13 protein-coding genes and 2 pseudogenes are annotated in these 15,674 nt (G+C 65.6%); 12 read left to right on the top strand and 3 right to left on the bottom strand.

The window, feature by feature from the left end:
- Positions 1–6: 6 nt before the first annotated feature.
- Positions 7–1,209 (top strand): MFS transporter, encoded by a 1,203-nt coding sequence (locus C1926_RS10145; RefSeq protein ID WP_108759091.1) that lies wholly within the window; start codon positions 7–9, stop codon positions 1,207–1,209.
- Between the two features lie 136 nt (positions 1,210–1,345).
- Here C1926_RS10145 and C1926_RS10140 read toward each other — a convergent pair whose 3' ends face one another.
- The gene (locus C1926_RS10140) at positions 1,346–2,248 is read right to left on the bottom strand and encodes a LysR family transcriptional regulator (protein ID WP_108759090.1); all 903 of its coding nucleotides are present in this window, start codon (positions 2,246–2,248) and stop codon (positions 1,346–1,348) included.
- Between the two features lie 135 nt (positions 2,249–2,383).
- Between C1926_RS10140 and C1926_RS10135 the strand changes: the two are divergent.
- The 11 genes and pseudogenes from C1926_RS10135 to C1926_RS10085 form a co-directional block, all read left to right on the top strand.
- Positions 2,384–3,829 (top strand): annotated as a pseudogene (locus tag C1926_RS10135) (coniferyl aldehyde dehydrogenase); the annotation flags it as partial.
- 136 nt (positions 3,830–3,965) lie between these two features.
- Entirely contained in the window at positions 3,966–4,319 is a 354-nt protein-coding gene (locus C1926_RS10130) for a hypothetical protein (RefSeq protein WP_108759088.1), read from the top strand.
- Positions 4,320–4,463: 144 nt separating this feature from the next.
- A complete protein-coding gene (locus tag C1926_RS10125) occupies positions 4,464–4,988 on the top strand; it encodes a DUF6622 family protein (RefSeq protein WP_108759087.1) in 525 nt (174 codons plus the stop codon).
- Between the two features lie 212 nt (positions 4,989–5,200).
- A complete protein-coding gene (locus C1926_RS10120; protein ID WP_108759086.1) occupies positions 5,201–5,524 on the top strand; it encodes a hypothetical protein in 324 nt (107 codons plus the stop codon).
- Between the two features lie 290 nt (positions 5,525–5,814).
- Positions 5,815–6,732, top strand: a complete 918-nt coding sequence (locus C1926_RS10115; RefSeq protein ID WP_108759085.1) for an alpha/beta hydrolase — start codon at positions 5,815–5,817, stop codon at positions 6,730–6,732.
- Entirely contained in the window at positions 6,729–7,196 is a 468-nt protein-coding gene (locus tag C1926_RS10110; RefSeq protein ID WP_216822052.1) for a cupin domain-containing protein, read from the top strand. Before C1926_RS10115 ends, C1926_RS10110 begins: the two co-directional genes overlap by 4 nt.
- Positions 7,197–7,206: 10 nt before the next feature.
- Complete coding sequence (locus C1926_RS10105; RefSeq protein ID WP_108759084.1) at positions 7,207–7,818, top strand: isochorismatase family protein; 612 nt, start codon at positions 7,207–7,209, stop codon at positions 7,816–7,818.
- Between the two features lie 113 nt (positions 7,819–7,931).
- Complete coding sequence (locus C1926_RS10100) at positions 7,932–10,979, top strand: sensor histidine kinase (protein ID WP_159095073.1); 3,048 nt, start codon at positions 7,932–7,934, stop codon at positions 10,977–10,979.
- Between the two features lie 10 nt (positions 10,980–10,989).
- The gene (locus tag C1926_RS10095; RefSeq protein WP_108759082.1) at positions 10,990–11,643 is read left to right on the top strand and encodes a response regulator transcription factor; all 654 of its coding nucleotides are present in this window, start codon (positions 10,990–10,992) and stop codon (positions 11,641–11,643) included.
- A gap of 128 nt (positions 11,644–11,771) precedes the next feature.
- The gene (locus C1926_RS10090) at positions 11,772–12,392 is read left to right on the top strand and encodes a hypothetical protein (RefSeq protein ID WP_159095072.1); all 621 of its coding nucleotides are present in this window, start codon (positions 11,772–11,774) and stop codon (positions 12,390–12,392) included.
- A 108-nt stretch (positions 12,393–12,500) separates the two neighbouring features.
- Complete coding sequence (locus C1926_RS10085; protein WP_108759080.1) at positions 12,501–12,905, top strand: hypothetical protein; 405 nt, start codon at positions 12,501–12,503, stop codon at positions 12,903–12,905.
- A gap of 101 nt (positions 12,906–13,006) precedes the next feature.
- On the opposite strand, the gene C1926_RS10080 is transcribed toward C1926_RS10085, so the two are convergent.
- Both C1926_RS10080 and C1926_RS10075 read right to left on the bottom strand, forming a co-directional pair.
- A complete protein-coding gene (locus tag C1926_RS10080) occupies positions 13,007–14,512 on the bottom strand; it encodes a YifB family Mg chelatase-like AAA ATPase (protein WP_108759079.1) in 1,506 nt (501 codons plus the stop codon).
- A 282-nt stretch (positions 14,513–14,794) separates the two neighbouring features.
- Positions 14,795–14,969: pseudogene (locus C1926_RS10075) on the bottom strand (transposase); the annotation flags it as partial.
- Between the last annotated feature and the right edge of the window lie 705 nt (positions 14,970–15,674).

Below are 15,674 nucleotides of genomic sequence, written 5' to 3'. Positions count from 1 at the left end.
GCAACGATGGAAAGCGATGCCGAGCTGCTCCCGCCGGCCCAGCACCGCGCTAACGTCTGGCGGTTGGCCCTTGCGCAGGCGCTCGCCGGCGCGAACTCCGTAGTGATCTACGCGACGGGTGCCGTGGTCGGGAGTGACCTGGCCCCCTCGCAGACGCTGGCAACGCTGCCCATTTCAATCTTCGTGGTCGGCATGGCGCTCTGCACATTGCCGGCAGGCTGGATCGCCGAGCATCATGGCCGCCGCACGGCGTTCTTCGCAGGCACTGCCGCGGGCGTCGCCGCCGGCGTCGTGGCCATGTTCGCGGTGCTGGCGTCCAGCTTCTGGCTGCTGTGTGCGGCTACGTTCCTGGGCGGGGCCTATGCAGCCGTCGTGCTGTCGTTCCGATTTGCCGCCGCTGATGGCGCACCCGCGCACAAACGCGCGCGAGCGCTTTCGATGGTAATGGCGGGCGGCGTCGCCTCTGGGGTGGTGGGGCCTCAATTGGTGTCACTCACCATGCGTCTCTGGCCCGGCCACCTGTTCGCAGCGACGTTCCTGGTCCAAGGCTTGGTCGCCGCAGTGTCGGCCGGCCTGCTGGCCGGTGTGCGGCTGCCGCATGTCGCGCCGGCAATCGGCATGTCCCGTGAACCACTGTCCTCCGTCCTGCTCGACCCGCGTTTCATCGCTGCGGTGATCTGTGGCGCAGTGTCGTACATGCTGATGAATTTCATGATGACAGCGGCTCCGCTGGCCATGCACATGCACGGCCACGCGCAGGAGTCGTCCAACCTGAGCCTGCAATGGCACGTCATCGCGATGTACCTGCCAAGTTTCTTTACCGGCAAGCTGATCGCGCGCGTGGGTGCGAAGCGCGTTGCGGCTGCCGGCCTCGTACTGACGGGTGCCGCCGCTGTCGCGGGCCTGCATGGAATGGAAGTATTCGACTTCTCCCTCAGCCTCATCCTGCTGGGGCTGGGCTGGAACTTCGGATTTCTGGGCGCGTCGGCGCTGGTGCTGGAATGCCATGGAAACGTGGACAAGCGGCGTGTCCAGGCATTCAACGATTTCCTGATCTTTGCGGTGATGGCGGTCGGCTCGTTCCTGTCCGGATGGATCCTTGCGCGCCATGGCTGGCATGTTGTCCTGTGGTCTTCGTTCGTCCCACTGGCGCTGGCCATGGCTGCCTTGCTGGTGACCGCCAGACCCAGGCCGCTGGAGCGGAGCTGATTGCACGACACACCGAGCAGCACGGCGTGCGCTGGCGGCGCCTGCCACGTGCGGCAGGCCTCCGTGGGTATGTCCGCTTCTGGCCGGACGTGGACATCGGTGGGTTAAGCCAGCAAGACCTCAATTACTGGCAAAACTACACCGATCCCAAACCCCCACCCCGCAACCTCCAAAGCAACGCCTGCCTCGCATGCGCCACCCGCGGCTGCCTCAGCCCCGCCGCCGTCCACATCAAGTAGTAATCCAGCCTCGCCCGTCCCACAGGCCCTTCAATCTCCACCAGCGTTCCGCGCTCCAGCGCATCCGCACACAGATAGTGCGGCAGCACCGTCCAGCCCACCCCCAGCTGCAACGGCCGCTGCAGCCCACGCAGATCCTGCCCGAGCAGCGCAGGCAGCGGTGGGCGCACATCCAGCTGGTTGAACTGCAACCACGCATCCACCAGCGGCCGATCCAGGCTGTAGGCCAGCAACGGCTCCTCGCACAGCGCTGCACCACAATCCGCACGCGCCGCGATGCGCTGCGCAACTTCCGGTGCAGCCACCGCCAGCAGCGGCTCCTGCCGCACCGTTTCGCAACGCAGCCGATCATCTTCGGGCGGGTAGACCGTAATGCCCAGGTCGCACGACCCATCCAGCAGCATCTGGCAGACCACGCTGGTGCTGCCGGTCTGCAGCCGCACCCGCATGCCCACCTTGATGAGCGGCACCAGTTCGGCGGCCACCACTTCGGCCAGGAAATCCGCGTGCCCGACGATATGCAGCGCGCCGGCCACTTCGTCAGAACGCGTGCGGGCAGCAGCCAGCGCGGCCTCGGCCTGGTCAAGCTTGTCGCCCACATCGGCCGCCAGTTCGTCGGCGGCCGGCGTGGGCTCTACGCCGCTGGGCAGGCGATGGAACAGGGTGCGGCCAAGCGAGGCTTCCAGGCCGGCGATGTGTTGTGACACCGCAGGCTGGGTCAGGTTGAGGCGGCGCGCGGCGCCACTGATCGACCGCTGGCGGTAGACCTCGATGAAGGTGCGCAGGCGGGAGAGCGACATGGGGCGGACCATAACATTATTTATGACCCTTCATCGAAAGCCTCGTTGGCCGGGGTCGGGCAGGGGGCGTAGCCTTTCTTCCATGGCGAAAGCCCTTGTGCTGCAAGGGGTTTCGCGTCCTCCCCCACGTCTTCCAAGAGGCTGCCCCAGATGGATACCAGCACCCACGCCACTGAACTGAACACGATCCTGCGGGCCATGCGCGCCCATCAGATTGCCCAGGGCCCGGCCACGCTCGAGCAGCGCCGCGACCGCCTGCAGCGCGCCGCCAGGCTGCTGCTGGAGCAGCGCGAGCGCATCGCTGAGGCCATTTCCAGGGATTTCGGCCAGCGCAGCCGCTACCAGTCGCTGCTGGTGGACGTGGGCACCACCGCCGCCACGCTCAACCATGCCGCCGCCAATGTGGGCACGTGGATGCAGAGCGAAGACGTGGAGGCACCGGTAGCCGGGATGCAGACGCGCATCGAACACCAGCCGCTGGGCGTGGTCGGCATCATCAGCCCGTGGAATTTCCCGATCAACCTGGCCTTCGCCCCGCTGGCCGGCGTATTCGCGGCAGGCAACTCGGCGCTCATCAAGCCGTCCGAACTCACCCCGGCCACCTCTGAACTGCTGGCCGAACTGATCGCGGTCTACTTCGACCCGATGGAGCTGGGCGTGGTGCTGGGCGATGCCGAGGTGGGCAAGGCCTTCAGCGAACTGCCGTTCGACCATCTGGTGTTCACCGGCAGCACCTCCGTCGGCCGCCATGTGATGCGTGCGGCGGCCAACAACCTGGTGCCGGTGACGCTGGAGCTGGGCGGCAAGTCGCCGGTGGTGGTGGCGCCCGATGCCGACCTGCAGACCGCCATCGAACGCACGCTCACCATCAAGACGTTCAATGCGGGGCAGATCTGCCTTTCGCCGGATTACCTGATGGTGCCCGAGGGCAGCGGCGCCGCGCTGGTGGAGCATGCGCGCCAGTTCATGGCCCGCATCTTCCCGACCCTGCAGGACAACGAGGACTACACCTCCATCGTCAGCCAGCGCCATTTCGACCGCCTGGTCGGCCTGCTGGCTGATGCGGCCGACAAGGGCGCGGCGATCATCTCCCTGGCCCCGGCAGGCGAGCCCGCGTTCGATGCGGCCACCCGCAAGATCGCGCCGCACCTGGTACTGAACGCCACTGACGACATGGACATCATGCAGGAAGAGATCTTCGGGCCGCTGCTGCCTGTCATGTCCTACGCTGCTGCCGCAGAGCCGATTGCCTACATCAACGCGCACCCGCGCCCGCTGGCGGCCTATTACTTCGGCAACACCGCGGAAGGGCAGGCGGCATTTACCCAGCAGACCACGTCCGGTGCGCTGGTCATCAACGATGTGATGACGCATGCATCGGTGGAAGAACTGCCGTTTGGTGGCGTGGGCGCGTCGGGCATGGGCGCCTACCACGGCGTGCATGGCTTCCGTCAGTTCAGCCACCGCAAGGCGGTGGTGGTGCAGGCCAATGATGGGGCGTCGAACCTGCGCCTGCGTGCGCCGTATGGGGACAAGGTGGGGGCGCTGGGTGAGGCGCTGGGTAATTCCTTGAAGCGCTGATTCCAATAGCCTATGTTGCGGGGTGCATGAGCAATGGCCCCGCCCGGGGAAACAGATCCGGAAGTGATGCCGCATCTGCAGATGCAAACGCGGATGCATTCAACACATGCATTGCAGGCAAACAGGAGTGCCGACAGTGAAGTATGCGATGGCTACCATTGCGGGTTTGGCTGTGCTCTCTGGTTGCGCAAGCTTCGGCGGCGATATGGTCGTGCGCGTTTCGGGAAGCGTGCCGACAGGCCAGAGTGATGATGGCGCGCTCGGTTGCGAGCTGAGCATGCTCGGGGAGAGCGGCAACGTGGTTTCGTCGACACCCGTCGGGCGCGTGTTCTCGGTTCCCATGATGGTCGTAGCCGGTCCCGAGCCCAAGGGTTACCACTTCATCGTCCAGTGCAGGGACGGCCAAAGATTCGAGACCAGCGTGGTTCAGATCAGCAGCCAGCGCTCATATGCCAGGCATCTGGACCTGGGAGAGCTTCAGGCGCGGTAGCTGCGATCAGCATGGGCATGCAGGACGTCGACCGCCGGCCAGGAAGCAGTCGCTGACACCTGTCACTTGTTCAGCGGGTCCGGCCCGTCAATAGTGAGCGCCACCCACCGCCCTCCGTGCGGGCACTCACTGAAAGGATCTCCCGTGAACCTGCTGCTGCCCATCCTCTCGCACACCCCGATCTGGGTCTGGGTGATCCTGGCGTATCTCATCACCCGTGGCGTCGCGGCCATGCGGCCAGGACAGACCTCGCTGCGGCGGCTGGCGATCGTGCCGGCGCTGTTCACTGTGTGGGGCATCTGGTCGATCAGCCACCGCTACGGCGGTTCGCTGGTGGCGTGGAGCGAGTGGCTGGCCGGCATCTGTGCGGGTGCGATGATTGGCTGGGTGCTGCTGCGCCGCGCGACGCTGACGGTGAATGAGGCGACAGGCCGGTTGTGGCGCAGTGCGGACTACAGCTTGCTGCCGCTGCTGCTGGTCACGTTCCTGGTGAAGTACGGGTTCGAAGTGGCGCTTGCGGTGTCGCCTGCGCTGAGTGCCAACGGCAGCTTCAGTGCTGCTTATCTGCTGTTGTCCGGTGGGTTCACCGGCGTTTTTGTTGGCAAGTATCTGCGGTATCTGTCGGTGCTGCGCAAGGGCATGCCCGGCACTCTGGGCCCGGTGCATTGAGGTAGGGAGGGGGCTGACGGCTCTTCGATCGAAGCTTTGGCCAAGCCCAAGCTTGTCCATCGAGCCTGCTGGGTCTGGTTGTACGCTGGCTTGTCAGCCGGACCCGGCCGACCTGGGATCGCGCTGTACCAAGGGGAGAGCCCGCCATGCGGTGCTTTGTGGGTAAATGTGTAACCGGACTCCGGGGTCCGTCTAACAGGTAATCAAGCCGCATGGACAGCTCTGATCGCATCTCGCTTGATGATCTCTCAGATGTCCGCAAGGCCGTATCGGTCATGCGTTTACGATCAATTCTTGCCGCAGGTGCCGGCGGAATCATCTTCAGCGCTTTCGTGGTCGCGGCATGGCTTTGGGTACGCCCTGGAGAGGTTTCTGCGGCCATTTTCCTGGCGGCGGTCAGCTACGTCCTGTTCGGCCTGCCGCTATTGGTGCATTGGGTGCGGCACTGGCGCAGGATCTATCAGCGCCTTGCGGACGTTGAGCTACGAGTCCAGGCTGGTGAGGTCGTGTACGGGTCGCAAGTGAAGTTCCCATAGCTTGTGGCCTGACAGTTCATTCAAGCCGAGCCCGCCCCCCGGTCGGCTTGCCTCCAGAGTTGAGCGTCCGCTTCTGGCCGAAAGCAGCCACTCCGCCGATGTCCAGCGCCTCAACACCGCTTCCCTGATGCGCCAGCGGCACCCCCGTATAACCCGCCACAACCCCACGCCCAACCAACCCCCTACCCATTCGGGTATCCCTCCGCACTCAGCTTGGGATTGGGCCCCGCCCGGGCCAGCACCACACTGATCGCCTCTGTCGCAGAGCCTTTCGGCTCGAAGGAGGCCTCATGTTCAGATCCATCCTGTTGCTCGCGGCGCTCTGCCTGTCAGCCCCCGCGCTTGCCGATGTACCCCCGTTCCCCGACAGCTTCCATGCCAGGGAGGTGGCGGCGAACGGCGTGAACCTGCACGTGCGCGTTGGCGGAAAGGGGCCGGCCATCCTGCTGCTGCATGGCTACGGCGAGACGGGCGACATGTGGGCGCCCCTTGCTGCCGCACTGGAAAACACGCACACGGTCATCGTGCCCGACCTGCGGGGGATGGGGCTTTCCTCCCACCCGGCCGGTGGCTACGACAAGATGAACCAGGGGCGTGACATGCAGGCGCTGCTCGCCTCGCTGGGCGTTGAACGCTACGACATCGTCGCGCACGACATCGGCAACATGGTGGCCTTTGCGCTGGCCACGCAGCAGCCGGAGCGGGTCGGCCGGCTGGTGCTGATCGATGCGCCGGTGCCTGGCGTGGGCCCCTGGGACGAGATCCTGAAGACGCCGCTGCTGTGGCACTTCCGGTTTGGCGGCCCGGACATGGAACGGCTTGTGGCAGGCCGCGAGCGGATCTACCTGGATCGCTTCTGGAACGAATTCTCCGCGCATCCCGATCGCTTCGATGAACGCTCGCGCCAGCATTACGCGGCCCTCTACGCGCGCCCCGGCGCCATGCGCTCGGGCTTCGCGCAGTTCGCTGCGTTCGATCAGGATGCGACCGACAACCGCGCGTGGCTGGCGACCGGCAATCGGCTGTCCATGCCGGTCCTGGCGCTGGGCGGCGAGAAGTCGTTCGGCCTGACCATGGCCGTGGTGATGCGTGCTGCGGCATCGGACGTAACCGAAGGCACCATCGCAGACTCCGGGCACTGGATCATGGAAGAGAACCCCGCGGCCACGGTCAGCCGTGTCGTCTCCTTCCTGGGGGAAAAACAGTGAACGCGCGTGCCATCGCTGCCGCGCTGTGCGGCATTGCCATCGCATTGGCAGCGCATGCGGATGCTGGCAGCGGACAGGCCCGGCTGACACCGGGCGAGATCGCCAGCCTCGGCAAGGGCGGCGCAGGGCCCGGCACCTCCGGCGTCGACGGCATCCGTACCACCGTGCTGATGGGCGACCCCAGCAAACCCGGCCCGTATGCCATCGAAATCCGTGTGCCGCCGCATACCCGGATCGCGGCGCACACACACCGCGATGCGCGAAGCGCGGTGGTGGTGAGCGGGACCTGGTACTTCGGGTACGGGGCTGCGTTGACCGAGGACCGCCTGAAACAGCTGCCGGCCGGCAGCTTCTACACCGAGCCGGCCGATGATGCCCATTTCGCGCTGACCCGTGATGACCCCGCGGTGGTCTACATCACCGGTGTCGGCCCGACAGATACGCACTTCACTGCGCACCGCTGAAGGAGTTGCCATGACATCCCCGAACGTCATTCGTGATCCTGCAACGGACCACCTGCTGACGCCGCAGAACGCGGCACTGCTGATCATCGACTTCCAGCCGGTACAGGTCGCCTCGATCACATCGATGGAGCGCCGCGAACTGATTGCGAACGTCGTTGCGGTCGCACGTGCAGCGAAGCTCTACGGCCTCCCTATCGTGCTTTCGACCGTCAACGTCGCCACCGGTCTCAACACGCCGACGATCCACCAGTTGGCGGACGTGCTGGGCCCGATCGAAGCGGTTGATCGCACCTCGATCAACGCGTGGGAGGACGAGGACTTCGTCGCCGCAGTGAAGGCGACCGGCCGCAGGAAGCTGATCATGGTCGCGCTGTGGACCGAGGTGTGCCTTGCGTTCCCGGCACTGGATGCGCTGGACGAGGGCTTCGAGGTCTACCCGGTGGTGGATGCGGTGGGTGGCACGTCGGTCACCGCGCATCGCGCCGGGCTGGAGCGGATCGTGCAGGCCGGCGCCCGACCCATCACCTGGATCCAGCTGGCGTGCGAGCTGCAGCGCGACTGGCGAAGGGAAGCGACCCGGGCCGGCTTTGCTGACATCGTCTTCTCCTCGATCCACCCCTGAACTCGCCTGGGGAAGGCGGGCGGACCGATTGTCGAAACCTCGGTTATCTCCAATACTGGCCAGACTGACAGACCCGCTGTCTCTGCCGGCAAGGCGAAATGGGTGACAGTGCAATGACCCGGTCCCGAACCGCTCCGACGGCGCTGTCGCTGCTGCTGGCCATCAGCGCGCTGTTCTTCGCCTCGGCCTGCCTTGCCCAGCGCTCGCCGTCCGGGTTTGCGCCGTTCAAGCACGTGCGGGTAGCCGCCGATGATGGCGCGCCGGATGGCGTGCTGCGCATCGCGCAGACGGCCGATGGCTACCTGTGGTTCGCGGGTGACACGTTGTACCGGTTCGACGGTGCGACGTTCGAGCAGATCGACTGGCCCGAAGGTTCGGGACGACGGCATGCATCGCCGTCGGCGCTGATGACCGACAGGAAGGGCGAACTGTGGGTGGGCCTGCGCGATACCGGTGGCGTGGCGGTCTACCGGCACGGTGCCCTGCAGGACATGCACATGCCGGATCCTCCGCGAGGACTGGCGGCCTTCGCGCAGACGCCGGACGGGGCGATCTGGGCCTCCTCGCTCGGCCTGGACAAGCGGCTGCAACGGCTGGGCGACGCCGGTTGGGAGCGCATGGATGAGAGGCTGGCGCTGCCCCCTGGCTACATCATGGATCTGGTCGTGGCCCGGGATGGTGGCCTATGGGTCGCGCTGAGCGCGGAAGACGGCGGGAGTGGCACGCTGGCCCTGCTGGCGCCTGGCGCAGACCGGTTCCAGACCATGGAGGTGCGGTTGTCCGGGCGGCCCAAGATCGCCCTCGACCGCAAAGGCACCTTGTGGACCTCCGATGCGGCCGGCACCCGGATGCTGTTCGGTCCTGACGGTGCCCCTGCAAAGGGGGGCATCGTCTTTCCGGCCTTGCCGGGCACCTCGCGGGCCGCCTTCGCGTTCGACCACGATGGCGGGCTGTGGGGCACGACAGGCGCGGTGGGCGTATTCCACATCGCGGATCCCTTCACTCCGCGTGCCACGCAAGCCGGGAGCGTGAATCCGTTCCGGGAAATCAATGGCCTCACCTCCGACATCAGCTACGTGCCGTTCGTCGACCGGGAGGGCAATGTCTGGATCGCGACCGAGAGCGGGATCGATCAGTTCCGTCGTGCGAGTGCGATCCAGGAGGCCGCGATACCGGCGGATCCCGCCTTTGGCTTGACGATGGCCAAGGCACGCGATGGCAGCGTGTATGTCGCCACCCGGAGAACCCTGTTCCTTGCGCCGCCGGGAGCGGCCCCCAAGCCGATCCGTGCCCTCGACAGTGATGAGGTGTCGATGTGCCCGGCACGCGACGGTGGCGTGTGGCTGGTGCAGCGCAGCCAGACGCTGCTGCTCCACGGCCAGCAGGCGGTGATCGGGCCGGGCTACCCGGGCGAGGAGGGGAGGATTGCCTGCGCCGAAGACGCGGGCGGACGCCTCTGGCTCGGCCTCGCAAGCGGCCAGCTGATATGGCGCGACGGGGACGGCTGGCACCGCGCGTCGGGCGAGCTGGCCAAGCTCAACCTCTGGGACCTGACCACCACGCCCGCCGGCAACCTCGCGCTGATCGTGCCGGCTGACGTTGCGGTGCTGGAGGGGGACCGCCTGAAGACGATCCGGCTTGCCCCCACCGGCATCGGTACGCCGTGGGCGATCCTGCCCGGCAATCTTCCCGGCTCGCGGGACCTGTTCGTGAGCGGCAGCAGCGGCCTGGTGAGGATGCGAGGCGACCGGCTGCGCCAGCTGGATGAGCGCCGCTTCCCCTGGATTACCTGGGTGCGGACGCTGCAGCAGACGCCGGACGGTGAAACGTGGCTTTTCAGCCGCACGGGCGCGTACAAGGTGGCCACGGTCGATTTCGATCGCGCCTTCGACGATCCACGGGCGCCGCTGCCCCATACGAAGCTTGATGCGCTGGATGGCCTGGCAAGTACCGTCCAGAAAGGCGGTTTCGCCGGCACGCAGAGCGTCCTGGCGGGCGATGGCCGGATCTGGTTCCTCAACCGGCAAGGTGCTGCCTACATCGACCCGGCGCACCTGCCGTCGAACAAGATCGCACCGCCCGTCACCATCCGTGCGCTTTCAAGCGGGGGGCGCACCTGGCGCGACCCGACGAAGCTCACGCTGGCGGCCGGCACCCGCACCCTCGACATCACCTACGCCGGCCTGAGTTTCACCGTGCCGCAGCGCGTCCACTTCAAGTACAAGCTTGAGGGCGTGGATGAGCAATGGGTCGACGCGGGCACGCGGCGTACCGTTTCGTACTCGAATCTCGGGCCGGGGCAGTACCGCTTCCTGGTGATGGCCACCAACAACGACGGCGTCTGGAGCCAGCAGAGCGCGCGGCTCGACATCGGGATCCGCCCGACGTTCGTGCAGAGCTGGCCCTTCCGGCTGCTGTGCGGCGTCGCACTGGTGGTGCTGCTGTGGTTGGCCTACTCGCTGCGGCTGCGGGCCGTCGCGCGCAGCGTCAGGTTGAGGATGGCCGAGCGCGTCGAGGAGCGCGAGCGCATCGCGCGCGAACTGCACGACACACTGCTGCAGGCCATCCAGGCCCTGACCCTTCGCTTCCAGCTGGCGGCGGATGATCTGCCGCCCGGCTATCCGGGACGCGCATCGCTGGTGTCCGCGATCGATACCGCCGACCGGGTGATCGCGGAGGGGCGCGACCGTGTGCGGGAGCTGCGGACACAACAGGAGGGCAACATCGAGCAGGTGATGTGCGACCTGATCGCGCAGACGGGGTTCGATCCCGCCGTCGAGGTGGCGATGGCGGTCCATGGCTCGCCGCGCCGGCTGGATCCCCTGGCACTGGAGGAGGTCACCGCCATCGCGGGCGAGGCGCTGCACAACATGCGCCAGCACGCCGCAGCGGGACGGGTGGCGGTGGAGATCCGCTTCGATTCGAGTTTCGGCCTGCGGCTGGCCGATGACGGGGTGGGGATCGCGCCGGGCGTCGCCGCCAGCGGTGGCAGGGACGGCCACTTCGGCCTGGTGGGCATGGCCGAACGTGCGCGGAAGCTGCGTGCCCGCCTGTGCGTGGAGCCGCTCGCAGACGGGGGCACGGAAGTCGTACTCTCAGTGCCCGGCGCCATCGCCTACAAGCGCGACGAGCGGCGCCCCTTCGGACGCTTCGGACGGTAAGGAGCTACAGATGCAAGCCGCACCCCAAAGTCCTGCCCGCATACGCGTCCTCGTCGTTGACGACCATGCGATGGTGCGCGATGGCATCAGCATGCTGCTCAACCGGCAAGCGGACATGGAGGTGGTTGGCGAAGCGTCGGATGGGGCGGAAGCCATCGCGATGTACCGACAACTGCTGCCCGACGTAACGCTGATGGACGTGCAGATGCCGGGCGTCGGCGGCGTGGAGGCCATTGCCGAGATACGCCGGCTCTCACCCAAGGCGCGGATCCTTGTCCTGACGACCTACCCGGGCGATGCGAACGCCGCCCGCGCCATTCGGGCGGGTGCCATGGGCTACCTGCTGAAGAACGGCATCCGCTCGGAACTGGTCGATGCGGTTCGCGCGGTGCATGCCGGCCGTCGTGCGGTGTCTGCCGAGATTGCGTGCGAGCTGGCGGCGCACGCACTGGATGATCCGCTGACCGAGAAGGAAATCGCCATTCTCCAGCTGGTGGCGGATGGGTTGGCGAACAAGCAGATTGCTTCGCAACTGCACCTGTCGGTGGAAACCATCAAGGCGCACCTGAAGACGATCTTCGGCAAGTTGGGCGTCCATGACCGGACGCATGCGGTGACACTGGCGGCGCGTCGCGGTTACATCAATCCGTTTGCATCGGGCTGAGGTGGGTTGGTGGGGCTCATCTGGGCACTGGCTGATTCATCTGGATCCAAACCAGGGCAGGCGACGCACGCCTGCCTGTCGCGGTAGCATTCTTCCCGCCGCAGCCGCGGCTGACGAGAATGTCGCCCATGCGTGGATCGCTGGTTGAGTGGGTAATTGTGATTGCCGGGCTGCTGGGCGTGATCGGGCTTGTGAATCCGGAGTTCCAACCCAGCAGGGGACTGCTGAACGCCGGCGGCGTCATTGCGGTGGCAGCCACTTTCTGCGCCGTGTGGGCGCACCCCAGGCCCGAGGCCGTTTACTCACCTCTTCATGGCAGCCGCAGGCTGGCGCGTTCGCCGTACTCCCCGATATGGGTGGTGCTCCCGATGGCACTGGGGGCCGCATGGGTGTTCACCGTCTACGGCGCGGGCCTGGTCCTGGCCTCCGCCCTCGGGGTCGAGCACACCCGAAGCGGGATCGTGATGTACAGCGCAAGGCACGAGCCCTCTGGGCGCTCGCACCGGCGCCTCTGCACGAACCTCTCCGTTGTACTGCAGACAGAGCGCGGACCGAGGCACATCAGGCATTGCGATGTGCATCTGGCGGGCAGACTCCTGCCCACTGGCTTGACCGTAACGTACCGCACGCGCGAATCGTCACTTGGGCTGTTTGCTGTGCGGGATCCCGCTCTGCCACAGGTGGATGCGGCATTGGAGATGGCCAGGCGAGCAGAGGAGCAGACGGCCCGCGCCGAGGGACGACGCTAGCGTCTGGCATCCTCCAGGGATGGGACACAGCATGAAAAATACGCAGCCACGGAGTTCCAGGGCCAGGCCTCAGACGATGCAGATCCAATGACTGAAACTACATTTCGCATGATTGTACTGCTGGCGATGATTGTCACCGTGGGTGGCATCGTGGCTGACGAACGTGGTGCAAGGACGCTTCCGATACTCCTGCGCGAAGAACGGCTCAGGATCAAGGAGCGTGTTGTTGCGTACAGCAAAGCGCATCCATTTCATGCAGCCCTGCGGATGCTTGTCGTTGTCGGCTATCTTGCTTCTCTCGCAGCCATGGCGTTCTTTGTCCAGTTCAGTCCTTGGGCATTCCTCGTCTTTACCGTGGGGTGGAGCGCCTTGACGATTGCCGACGCCCCTCATGTCATTTCGCGTCCGTTCTCCCTGTTCTACGAAGCATCACTTCTGCTGAACGGCGTCATCCTCGCGCTGTGTCTGTACTCTCCACTATCAGACAAGTTCGCCCCCGCTTTCACCGGGTGAGGGCAGAGCCCTTCAATAAGCCGACGCTACTTCGAGGCGTGGCTCGGTCAGGGCGTTGAGAGCTGTTGCGATCAACAGCGAGGTGGATAGACAGGAGACTCTCATGTTCCTGCCTTGCCCCGATCCAGCTGGCGATACCCGATCGCCTCTGCGAGGTGTGCCGTCCCGATCCCCTCGCACGCCTCCAGATCCGCAATCGTGCGTGCCACCCGCAGAATCCGGTGCATCGCCCGCGCCGATAACTGCAGCCGCTCAATCGCCTGCTCCAGCAGATCCTGATCACCCTCGCTCAACCGCGTACACGCCCTCAGCGCCGCCGGTGGCAGATGTGCGTTCAACCCACCCCGCGCGCGCTGCCGTGCATGCGCCGCTTCCACCCGCGCCCGCACCACCGCGCTCGGCTCGCCCAGTGGTGTGCTTTCCCTTAACTCCACCGCATCCATGCGTGCCACGCTGATATGCAGGTCGATCCGGTCCAGCAGTGGCCCTGACACCCGCGCGCGGTAGCGGGTAATGCGCTCATCCGTACACAGGCAGCGGTTGCTGCGGTCGCCCGCCCACCCACATGGGCAAGGATTCATTGCCGCCACCAGCTGGAACCGCGCCGGGTACTGCACGCTGCGCGCCGCGCGCGCGATGCGGATGTGCCCGGATTCCAAGGGCTCACGCAGCGTTTCCAGTGCGCTGCGGTTCCACTCCGGCAGCTCGTCCAGGAACAGCACCCCGTGGTGCGCCAGCGAAATCTCGCCGGGGCAGGGGGGATTGCCGCCACCCACCAACGCCGCCGCACTGGCACTGTGGTGCGGTGCCCTGAAGGGGCGCTGCCGCCAGCGTCGCGGGTCCAGCCCTTCGCCACTCACCGATGCAATCGCGGCCAGCTGCAGTGCTTCGTCCTCTTCGGTGTCCGGCAGCAGGCTGGGCAGGCGCGAGGCCAGCAGGGTTTTGCCGCAGCCGGGGCTGCCGATCAGCAGCAGGTGGTGGCCCCCGGCGGCGGCCACTTCCAACGCGCGCCGCGCATGTGCCTGCCCACGCACGTCGGCCAGATCGGGCAGGGGCAGCGGTGTGGTGTCCACGCGCTGCACCGGCGGTAGCAGGCGTGGGTTGCCCAGCCCGGCGCAGCATTCCAGCAGGGTGCGGGCCACGCGCACATCCGCATGCTCGGCCAGCGCAGCCTCGGCAGCATTGCCCGGCGGCACCACCAGGATGCGCCCGGCCTCGGCGGCGGCAATCGCGGCCGGCAGCGCGCCGCTGACGGGCCGCAGTTCGCCGGTCAGGCCCAGCTCCCCGAGAAATTCGTAGGACAGCAGCGACTGCGGTTCGACCTGGCCGCTGGCAGCGAGGATGCCCAGCGCGATGGCCAGGTCGTATCGCCCGCCTTCCTTGGGCAGGTCGGCCGGGGCCAGGTTCAAGGTGATGCGCCGCTGCGGAAAATCGAAGCGCGCGCAGAGCAGGGCGGCACGCACGCGCTCGCGTGACTCGCGCACGCTGGCTTCGGCCAGGCCGACGATCTGGGTGACCGGCAGGCCGCCGGACAGATGCACTTCCACCCGCACCAGCGGGGCATCGACTCCGGCGCGGGCACGGCTGTAGACCAGCGCCAGGCTCATGTGTGGTTTCCTGCGAAGGGGCGCTTGATGGTGCCGCCCGTGGACGGCTGGCGACCATCGGGGTTTGCGGGCGGAAGGGCTAGGAGGATTCTGGGAAGTTTGTGGGACCGGTTTCGCCTCGATGGTAGCGACTGCCCTCATGCTGGAAGGCAGACTCCAACGCGCAAAGCCGCTGCAGGCGGCGTGCGTTACCACCGCCTACGAAAGCTTGGCCGGCGCAGTTGCGGTGACTGATATGGCATCGTCAGGTTGATCGACCTCTGCCTTCAGGAAACGGTCCTAAGCTGAATCCTTGGACGATGGCGACATCGCCCCCCTCGCGCCTGCCCGCCACCGCCTCGCTTTTGTCATCCCGGAGCCATTGGTACAGGCTTTGGGAAGTGATCCCAAGGCGCGAGGCAACCTTCGCAACCGAGAAGCCCCTTTTAGTGGCCTGTTTGACCGCATCCGCCTTCAACTCATCAGTGTATTACTTGCTCCCCCACACACAGAAGCCGCTCTTGTTACCACTGATTATGCCTCTGAATTGTCTGCTAAATCCTAGCTGGTCCAATTCAGGTGTTAACAAAGCTACAAGATATTCTCCCTAAGTCCATCCTCATTCTTGTTGCTTTTGGGGGCTGGCCACTCGGATCGGCTCAAGTTGGTCCGATCTGCCGCTAAGACCTCCCACGCTATCGCCTTGAATCTCGCTGGGGATGGCGGATAGATCCCGCTACATGTTGTGGAAAAGCCAATAGGTACGTTGAGATTTGCAGAATGAAAGTCCGAGATGAGTCCGGAAAATGCCTTCTGATGATCTGTATTTCTATGAAGAAATTTGAATTTTCTTGAGGAAACAGAGCCGTCAATAGGGAGTGTGTCTCGGCCTTCGCCTGTAAATGGACGTCGTGACAGCACGGCATCTATGTTCGTGGAGTGCCCCGCTAGAACAAACAGGCAGACGGCTTCTGGGTGTGCTCTTTTCATCAGACTAAGCCTCACGAAGTCTGCCACTACGTTCGACACAGAGCAGTGCGAAGAGCCAGCCCATTTTGCCTCGATCAGAACCTGTGGTTCAGATGCGGGCATTCGCTTGTCGTCATATATAAGCGCAAAATCCACATTTCGCCTCCGACCTCCCCCACTCGCTTTTCCTGCATCTGGCACGCGCTGGATTGCA

The sequence above is a fragment of the Stenotrophomonas sp. ZAC14A_NAIMI4_1 genome, from assembly GCF_003086915.1.
Classification (GTDB): domain Bacteria; phylum Pseudomonadota; class Gammaproteobacteria; order Xanthomonadales; family Xanthomonadaceae; genus Stenotrophomonas.
The sequence above is the reverse complement of the archived record's forward strand: the minus strand, read 5'-3'. Positions and strand labels throughout refer to the sequence as shown.

Excerpts from the sequence above, each read along its gene's own strand:
- C1926_RS10145 (WP_108759091.1), top strand. The coding sequence starts at position 7 with ATGGAAAGCGATGCCGAGCTGCTCCCGCCGGCCCAGCACCGCGCTAAC.
- C1926_RS10140 (WP_108759090.1), bottom strand. The coding sequence starts at position 2,248 with ATGTCGCTCTCCCGCCTGCGCACCTTCATCGAGGTCTACCGCCAGCGG.
- C1926_RS10120 (WP_108759086.1), top strand. The coding sequence starts at position 5,201 with ATGGACAGCTCTGATCGCATCTCGCTTGATGATCTCTCAGATGTCCGC.
- C1926_RS10115 (WP_108759085.1), top strand. The coding sequence starts at position 5,815 with ATGTTCAGATCCATCCTGTTGCTCGCGGCGCTCTGCCTGTCAGCCCCC.
- C1926_RS10105 (WP_108759084.1), top strand. The coding sequence starts at position 7,207 with ATGACATCCCCGAACGTCATTCGTGATCCTGCAACGGACCACCTGCTG.
- C1926_RS10100 (WP_159095073.1), top strand. The coding sequence starts at position 7,932 with ATGACCCGGTCCCGAACCGCTCCGACGGCGCTGTCGCTGCTGCTGGCC.
- C1926_RS10095 (WP_108759082.1), top strand. The coding sequence starts at position 10,990 with ATGCAAGCCGCACCCCAAAGTCCTGCCCGCATACGCGTCCTCGTCGTT.
- C1926_RS10090 (WP_159095072.1), top strand. The coding sequence starts at position 11,772 with ATGCGTGGATCGCTGGTTGAGTGGGTAATTGTGATTGCCGGGCTGCTG.
- C1926_RS10085 (WP_108759080.1), top strand. The coding sequence starts at position 12,501 with ATGATTGTACTGCTGGCGATGATTGTCACCGTGGGTGGCATCGTGGCT.
- C1926_RS10080 (WP_108759079.1), bottom strand. The coding sequence starts at position 14,512 with ATGAGCCTGGCGCTGGTCTACAGCCGTGCCCGCGCCGGAGTCGATGCC.